The following is a 6,648-nucleotide window of genomic DNA, read 5'->3' as shown; positions in this document are numbered from 1 at the left end:
AGCCGAACCCCGCGCTCGCCGCGACGACCGCGGACCAGCCGATCGGCACGCCCAGCAGCACGAGGCCGACATAGCTCGCCGCGGCGAGCGCCGCCGCGGTGACATAGAGTTCGGGACGCATCAGGATCGAGGGTTCGCCCGCGAGCACGTCGCGGATGATCCCGCCGAAACAGGCGCTCATCACCCCCATCAGCACGGCGGGCACGGGCGGCACGCCATAGCCGAGCGCCTTGGCCGCGCCGAACACCGCATAGGCGGCGAGCCCGATCGCATCGAACCAGCCCAGCGCCTCGTCGCGCCACCAGCGTTCGGGCGTGATCCAGATCACCAGCGCGACGATCAGGCACATGCTGGCGGCGCGCGCGTCGTGCACCCAGAAGACCGGTGCGTCGATCAGCAGGTCGCGCACCGTGCCCCCGCCGACCCCGGTGATCAGCCCGAAGAAGATCGCGGTGACGACGGTCTGCCCGCGCTTGGCCGCAGCGAGCGCGCCCGAGGCGGCGAACACCGCGAGCCCGGCGAGATCGAGCCAGCGCGCAGCGGCGGGAAGGACGTCGGGCGACAGGATCGTGGCGGGCAGCATCCCCCCGGCCTAGCCGCTGTGGCGCGCGACACAAGCGAGGGTGCAGCCGCGACCGGATTTTGCGCGATTTCCCGGCTGAGGACGAACTTATCCACAGGCTGGGATAATATTTTGTGGATAACGGGGAAAAGTGCCCGGACAGCCCGTGTGCGAGACACAATTTTGCCGGTTCTTATCCTTTTGTGCACAGCCTGTGGATAACTTGCTGTGGATAACGGGGACAGATTGCGTGCCCTGCACGACCCAGGATGCCCGGAGCGAAGATGAACGCGACGTTGTTTTGGGTTCATGCAACCGGGGGTAAACGCCGGCCGTTACGGACACAGATCATTACAAACGGGAGTAGATTTTATGCGTAAGTTGATCATGGCACTCAGCGCGACCGCCCTCGTCCTGCCGACGCTCGCGGTGCCGATCTCGGCAGCGGATGCGCAGCGCGGCAAGCGCGAATGGCGCGGTCGCGACGGCCGGACCTATTGCAAGAAGAGCAACGGCACGACCGGCACGATCATCGGCGGCGTCGGCGGCGCGCTCCTCGGCCGCACGGTCGATACGCGCGGCGACCGCACGGTCGGCACGCTCGGCGGCGCGGTCCTAGGTGGCCTGGCCGGTCGCGCGATCGACAAGGGCACGAGCAACAATAATCGTCGTTGCCGCTAAACCACGCACCGCATTGCGGACTGATGCGTTGAAGGGGGGCGTCGCAGGAAACCGCGGCGCCCTTTTTCATGTTTCGAAGGATCCGGAAATGACGACACGCAGCGGTTCGGCCAGCTATGAAGGCCTCGGCAAGAGCGGCAAGGGCCATGTCTCGACGCAGTCGGGCGTTTTGTCCGACTCGCCGTACGGCTTCAACACGCGGTTCGAGAACGAGCCCGGCACTAACCCCGAGGAACTGATCGCCGCCGCGCATGCGAGCTGCTTCACCATGGCGCTGAGCTTCGCGCTCGCGGCCAAGGGCTATGAGGCGGGCACACTCGAGACGAGCGCGAAGGTGACGCTCGACAAGGATGGCGACGGGTTCAAGATCACCAAGTCGGCGCTGACGCTGAACGCAAAGGTCGAGGGCATCTCGGCCGACGAGTTCGCAACGATCGCGGCGGATGCCAAGGCGAACTGCCCGGTGTCGAAGGTGCTGAACGCCGACATCACGCTCGACCACACGCTTGCCTGATCGACGCGCCGGCATGCGGATCGCCGCGACCATCGCCCTCGTCCTGCTCGGTGCGGGGTTAGAGGCGGGGGTCGCTGGTGCCGCCGCGGCCGGTGCACAGACGATCGCCGGCGGCGCACGACGCGACGCCGGCGACTGGCAGCGATACCGCGCCTATGATCATGATCGCCCCGAACCGGGGCAGCGCGGCTATTTCGCGGACCGGTATTTTCGCGATGGCCGCTATTATGCGGTGCGCCGGCTGAGCCGGGCGGATCGGCTGTATCGCGGCGCCGACGGCCGTTATTATTGCCGCCGCGAGGACGGGACGACCGGGCTGATCACCGGCGGGCTGGCCGGCGGCGTTCTTGGCAACATTATCGCGCGCGGTGAGTCACGGCTGATCGGCACGCTGGTCGATACCCGCGGCGGTGCGCTGCCCGGCCGGTCGGTCGATCGCGGCCGGATCCGCTGCCGCTGACCCCAAGACTCCTGAGATCAGATGATTCCGCCACCGAGCATCAGCCGCAGCGTGAAGATGATGATCAGCACGATGTTCAGATTCGCCCGGCATTGCTCGACGACAGCGCACCCACCGCAGCGCCGACGATGCCGATCGGGATGACCAGCCAGTTCATCCAGCCGAGCAGCGGGAAGAAGGCAACGAGACCCAGCGCAAGGGTGACGAGGCCGATGAGGATCGAGACGAGGTTGAGCATGACCCAAACATGGCGTCTCGACGGGTCGCAGGCAAGATCGCGGGCCGGCCGACCAAGCGTACCGCGACAACGCTTTCTTCACTCGCGCTCCGGCATTGATGGCGGGTGATGACCCGTTCCGCCCGCACGATCCGCCTGCCCGCCCTAGCGTTTGCCCTGCCGCTCGCGCTGATCGCGTGCGGCGAGCCCGCGGTCGATCAGCAGGACCCGACGAGCCTCGAAGCGGCCCTCAGCAACGGCAATGCGGGCGACCCGGCGCTGAACGCCGCGCTCGCGGGTCAGATCATGGTCGACCCAACGCTGACCCAGTCGTCGAACGAGACGCGATCCGCCCGCCGCCCGAACCGATGGGCGGGGCGATGCCACCCGAGGAAGCGGCCGCCGCGCCGATACGGTCGATCCGCGCACGCTGAAACGCGCGCCCGCTGCTGCCGGTGACTGTCCCGCCTGCCGCCAGGCCGACGCGGCGCTGACGCTGGGCGCGCTGGCCGAGCGGCAGACGTTTCCGAACGCAGCGGCGTGCGCGCGGACGATCGGCTATTCCGCGCTTTGGGCGAATCGCCTGCCCGCCGACCTGCCGCTCTATCCCGATGCACAGCTGTCGGAGGCGGCAGGTTCCGACCAGGCCGGCTGCCGGCTGCGCGTCGTGCATTTTTCGAGTCGGGCGACGCCGCAGCGGCTGCTCGACTTCTATTATACCCGCACCGCCGACACGGGCTATTCGGCCGACCACCGCAGCGATGGCCGCCGGCACGTGCTCGGCGGTATGCGCGGCGGCGATGCCTATAGGGTGTATGTCACGCCGCGCGTGGGGGGCGTCAGCGACGTCGATCTGGTCTCCAACGCCGGGCACTGAGCGACGCCGCCGTGTCCAAGGGCGAGCGCCGCGCATGCCCGTCAAGCGCGGCTTTCCGTTTTCCGCGATTCGCGCTAGGGCGCGGGCATGTCTCCCCTTCTCTATGTCATGGTCGGTGGCGCGGTCGGATCCGGCGCGCGCTATCTGACCGGGCGCGCGATGACCGCGCTGCTCGGTGCCGGCTATCCGTTCGGCACGCTGGCGGTGAACCTTGTCGGCGGGCTGCTGATGGGCGTGCTCGTCGGCGTGCTCGCGCGCCATTCGGCGCCCGAGGGCTGGCGACTGCTGCTCGGCGTCGGCGTGCTCGGCGGGTTCACGACCTTTTCCTCCTTCTCGCTCGACGTCGTCACGATGATCGAGCGTGGCGCGCCGGGCCTCGCGCTCGGCTATGTTCTGGTGTCGGTGATCGGTTCGATCGCCGCGTTGTTCGCGGGTCTCTCCGCAGTAAGGGCCGTCGCATGATGCGGGCAAACACGATAGCGATACGAATTTCCGCGAGTTCACGTCGGGTTCGACGATGACGGCATCCGGCTGGACCGGTGGTTCAAGCGGCACCTGCCCGAAACGAGCTTCACGACGGTGGCGATGTGGGCGCGGACCGGCCAGCTGCGCGTCGACGGCGCGCGCGCGACGCCGGGCGACCGGATCGCGGCGGGCCAGATGCTGCGCGTGCCGCCCCCCGAAGCCGACAAGGCCACCGCCGACGTCGACGCGCCGCGGCGCGTGCGCGAGCGCGTGATCCTGTCGGACGAGGAGACCGAAGCCGCGCAGGCGATGGTCATCCACAAGGATTTCCAGCCTTCGTGCTGAACAAGCCGCCGGGCCTGGCGACGCAGGGCGGCACCAAGACGACGCAGCATGTCGACGGGCTGCTCGATGCGCTCCAATATGACAATGAGGGCCGGCCGAAGCTGGTCCACCGGCTCGACAAGGATACGTCGGGCGCGCTGCTGGTGGCGCGGACGTCGCGGGCCGCGGCATTCTTCGCCAAGCGTTTTCGGGGCGCACTGCGCGGAAGGTGTATTGGGCGCTGGTAGTCGACGTGCCGTCGATCGAGGACGGCATGATCGAGCTGCCGATCGGCAAGCAGCCGGGCACCGGCGGCGAGAAGATGCATGTCGACGAGGCCGAGGGCGCGCCCGCGCGGACCCGGTACCGCGTGATCGAGCGCGCGGGCAACCGCGCCGCCTGGGTCGAGCTGCAGCCCTTTACCGGCCGCACGCACCAGCTGCGCGTCCACATGGCGGCGATCGGCCACCCGATCGTCGGCGACGGCAAATATGGCGGCGCGGCGGCGTTCCTGACCGGCGGCATCTCGCGCAAGATGCATCTCCATGCGCGGCGCATCAAGGTGGACCATCCCGATGGCGGCTCGATCGACGTGACCGCCGACCTGCGACGCATTTCGCGGAAAGCCTGAAGCAGCTGGGCTTCGAGGAGTCGCTCGGCGATGCACTGGTGCTCGACGAGAAGACCGCGCGGTCGCGCGAGGAGATCAAGTCGCGCGCCAGGGCGCATGCGAAGTCGGTGCGCAAGGAGCGTCGCGGCGAACGGCGCGGGCGCGGGGTGGTCGAGGAGAAGACCGGCGGGGGGCAAGCCTGCGGGGCCGAAGACGGGCGGTTCGCGGACGGGCGCGGGGTCGAAGTTCGGCGCGCCCAGGAGTGGGCCGCGGGTCGAGGGTGCAAAGCCTGGTGGCCGGGGGCGTCCGGGGGGGAAGCCGAGCGGGCCTAGGAGCGGGCCGGGGTCGCGGTGATCTAGCGGGTCGGCCTCGCCCATATCCACTACCACCCCGCGAAGGCCGGGGTCCCGTTGGAGGAGGTTGCAGTAACCGGGTGCTGCGCTTCGTCAGCACCGTCCCCCAACTGGACCCCGGCCTTCGCCGGGGTGGTGGTGGTGGGGGTGCCCCCCTGCCCATTCCCCCGCGGGGGCGGGGATCCAGGGGGCATGATCGACAGCTCTGCTTGGGCCCGAGTCCCCCGCCTTTGCGGGGGAACATGACGATGCGCGTTCCGGTTTGGCGTTCCCTCGTTCGCCCGGCTGATCTACGAGACGGGGATGCGCTGGAAAATCTCATGATCCGCCTCGCCGTGTTCGATTGTGACGGGACGCTCGTCGACAGTCAGGCGAATATCTGCGTCGCGTGCGAGCGGGCGTTCGAGACGGCCGGGCTCGTCCCGCCGCCGCGCGCCGCGATTCGGCGGATCGTCGGGCTCAGCCTGGTCGAGGCGATGCAGATCCTAGTGCCGCAGGGCGACGAGGCGCTGCACCGCACGCTCGCGACGGACTACAAGGCCGCGTTCCATGCGATGCGGACGAGCGGCGAGCTGATCGAGGAGCCGCTGTTCGAGGGGATTGCCGACGTGCTGGCGACGCTCGCCGACGATGGCTGGATGCTGGGCGTCGCGACGGGCAAGTCGGACCGCGGGCTTGCGCATGTCCTCACCGCGCACGGCATCGCCGACCGGTTCGTGACGCTGCAGACCGCGGACCGACATCCCTCCAAACCCGACCCGGCGATGCTGTTCGCGGCGATCAAGGAGGCGGGCGCGACCCCGGCGACGACCGCGATGATCGGCGATACGAGCTATGACATGGCGATGGCACGCGCGGCGGGCGCGCGCGCGGTCGGCGTCACCTGGGGCTATCACGCGGTCGACGAGCTGGCGGAGGCCGGCGCGGACGTCGTCGCCGAGACGGTACCGGCGCTGCGTCATCTGGTGACCGCGTCGTGACGGAGGCCGATCGCCTGGCGCAGCGGCGCTGGTTCGTGCTGGTCGGCGTGCGGCTTGCGGGCGTGGCGGGCGCGGTGCTCGGGCTCGTGCTGATCGCGCGCGCCTATAGCTGGGGGCCGAAGATCCTCGGCACCGCGATCGTGCTGTCGGCGATGGCGATGATCGCGATCGTGCCGCGCAGCCTGGCGCAGCGCTGGCGCACGCCCACCGAATGACCGGACAGGACGCATGAAGAGATTCTGGACAGACGTCGCGATCGATGCGGATCGCGTGGTGACGCTCGACGGCAAGCCGGTCCGCACCCCCGGGCGACGGCCGCTCGCGCTGCCGACCGATGCGCTGGCGCAGGCGGTGGCGGAGGAATGGCGCAGCGTCGGCGAGACGATCGATCCGCGGACGATGCCGCTGACGGGCCTTGCCAATGCCGCGACCGATCCGATCGCGAACGACCCGGCGCAGTTCGCCGCACGGCTGGCGGCCTATGGCGAGAGCGACCTGCTCTGCTACCGCGCGGACGGGCCGCCGCCGCTGGTCGAGCGGCAGGCGGCACGCTGGGACCCGCTGCTCGACTGGGCGCGCGCGCGGTACGACGTGACGTTCGCGGT

General features: G+C 69.4%; 10 protein-coding genes and 2 pseudogenes. 10 read left to right on the top strand and 2 right to left on the bottom strand.

Annotated features, from left to right (window positions below):
- The coding region (locus NI18_RS19535) for a TRIC cation channel family protein (RefSeq protein WP_037532563.1) at positions 1-583 on the bottom strand (583 nt) is incomplete at its 3' end.
- A 351-nt stretch (positions 584-934) separates the two neighbouring features.
- Here NI18_RS19535 and NI18_RS19530 point away from each other — a divergent pair.
- The 3 genes from NI18_RS19530 to NI18_RS19520 all read left to right on the top strand — a co-directional run bounded on the left by NI18_RS19530 (position 935) and on the right by NI18_RS19520 (position 2,217).
- A complete protein-coding gene (locus NI18_RS19530; RefSeq protein WP_037532560.1) occupies positions 935-1,243 on the top strand; it encodes a glycine zipper 2TM domain-containing protein in 309 nt (102 codons plus the stop codon).
- 88 nt (positions 1,244-1,331) lie between these two features.
- A complete protein-coding gene (locus NI18_RS19525) occupies positions 1,332-1,757 on the top strand; it encodes an OsmC family protein (RefSeq protein ID WP_031395930.1) in 426 nt (141 codons plus the stop codon).
- Positions 1,758-1,770: 13 nt separating this feature from the next.
- On the top strand, positions 1,771-2,217 hold the full coding sequence (locus tag NI18_RS19520) for a hypothetical protein (RefSeq protein ID WP_052149363.1): 447 nt from the start codon (positions 1,771-1,773) through the stop codon (positions 2,215-2,217).
- A gap of 17 nt (positions 2,218-2,234) precedes the next feature.
- Here NI18_RS19520 and NI18_RS19515 read toward each other — a convergent pair.
- Positions 2,235-2,455, bottom strand: a pseudogene (locus NI18_RS19515) (hypothetical protein).
- Positions 2,456-2,563: 108 nt separating this feature from the next.
- On the opposite strand from NI18_RS19515, the gene NI18_RS22645 reads away from it, so the two are divergent.
- From NI18_RS22645 to NI18_RS19485, 7 genes and pseudogenes are all read left to right on the top strand, one after another.
- On the top strand, positions 2,564-2,893 hold the full coding sequence (locus tag NI18_RS22645; RefSeq protein ID WP_052149362.1) for a hypothetical protein: 330 nt from the start codon (positions 2,564-2,566) through the stop codon (positions 2,891-2,893).
- Positions 2,894-3,101: 208 nt separating this feature from the next.
- Positions 3,102-3,311: a hypothetical protein gene (locus NI18_RS22640; protein WP_052149361.1), complete on the top strand. Its 210-nt coding sequence runs from the start codon at positions 3,102-3,104 to the stop codon at positions 3,309-3,311.
- 87 nt (positions 3,312-3,398) lie between these two features.
- Entirely contained in the window at positions 3,399-3,773 is a 375-nt protein-coding gene (gene crcB, locus NI18_RS19505; protein ID WP_031441014.1) for a fluoride efflux transporter CrcB, read from the top strand.
- 63 nt (positions 3,774-3,836) lie between these two features.
- Positions 3,837-4,877, top strand: a pseudogene (locus tag NI18_RS19500) (RluA family pseudouridine synthase); the annotation flags it as partial.
- Between the two features lie 506 nt (positions 4,878-5,383).
- Positions 5,384-6,043: an HAD-IA family hydrolase gene (locus NI18_RS19495; protein ID WP_037532557.1), complete on the top strand. Its 660-nt coding sequence runs from the start codon at positions 5,384-5,386 to the stop codon at positions 6,041-6,043.
- Positions 6,040-6,258 carry a hypothetical protein gene (locus NI18_RS19490; protein ID WP_037532554.1) on the top strand — a complete coding sequence of 73 codons (219 nt, stop codon included), beginning with the start codon at positions 6,040-6,042 and terminating at the stop codon, positions 6,256-6,258. Before NI18_RS19495 ends, NI18_RS19490 begins: the two co-directional genes overlap by 4 nt.
- A 13-nt stretch (positions 6,259-6,271) precedes the next feature.
- Positions 6,272-6,648 (top strand): ATP12 family chaperone protein (locus tag NI18_RS19485; RefSeq protein WP_037532551.1); only part of this gene is annotated, 377 nt, incomplete at its 3' end.

The sequence above is a fragment of the Sphingomonas sp. Ant20 genome, from assembly GCF_000783375.1.
Classification (GTDB): Bacteria; Pseudomonadota; Alphaproteobacteria; order Sphingomonadales; family Sphingomonadaceae; genus Sphingomonas; species Sphingomonas aerolata.
Note: the sequence above shows the minus strand (reverse complement) of the source record. Positions and strands in the feature narration are given on the sequence as shown.

Coding starts and splice junctions, on each gene's coding strand:
- NI18_RS19520 (WP_052149363.1), top strand. CDS start 1,771: ATGCGGATCGCCGCGACCATCGCCCTCGTCCTGCTCGGTGCGGGGTTA.
- NI18_RS19525 (WP_031395930.1), top strand. CDS start 1,332: ATGACGACACGCAGCGGTTCGGCCAGCTATGAAGGCCTCGGCAAGAGC.
- NI18_RS19495 (WP_037532557.1), top strand. CDS start 5,384: ATGATCCGCCTCGCCGTGTTCGATTGTGACGGGACGCTCGTCGACAGT.
- crcB (WP_031441014.1), top strand. CDS start 3,399: ATGTCTCCCCTTCTCTATGTCATGGTCGGTGGCGCGGTCGGATCCGGC.
- NI18_RS19530 (WP_037532560.1), top strand. CDS start 935: ATGCGTAAGTTGATCATGGCACTCAGCGCGACCGCCCTCGTCCTGCCG.
- NI18_RS22645 (WP_052149362.1), top strand. CDS start 2,564: ATGACCCGTTCCGCCCGCACGATCCGCCTGCCCGCCCTAGCGTTTGCC.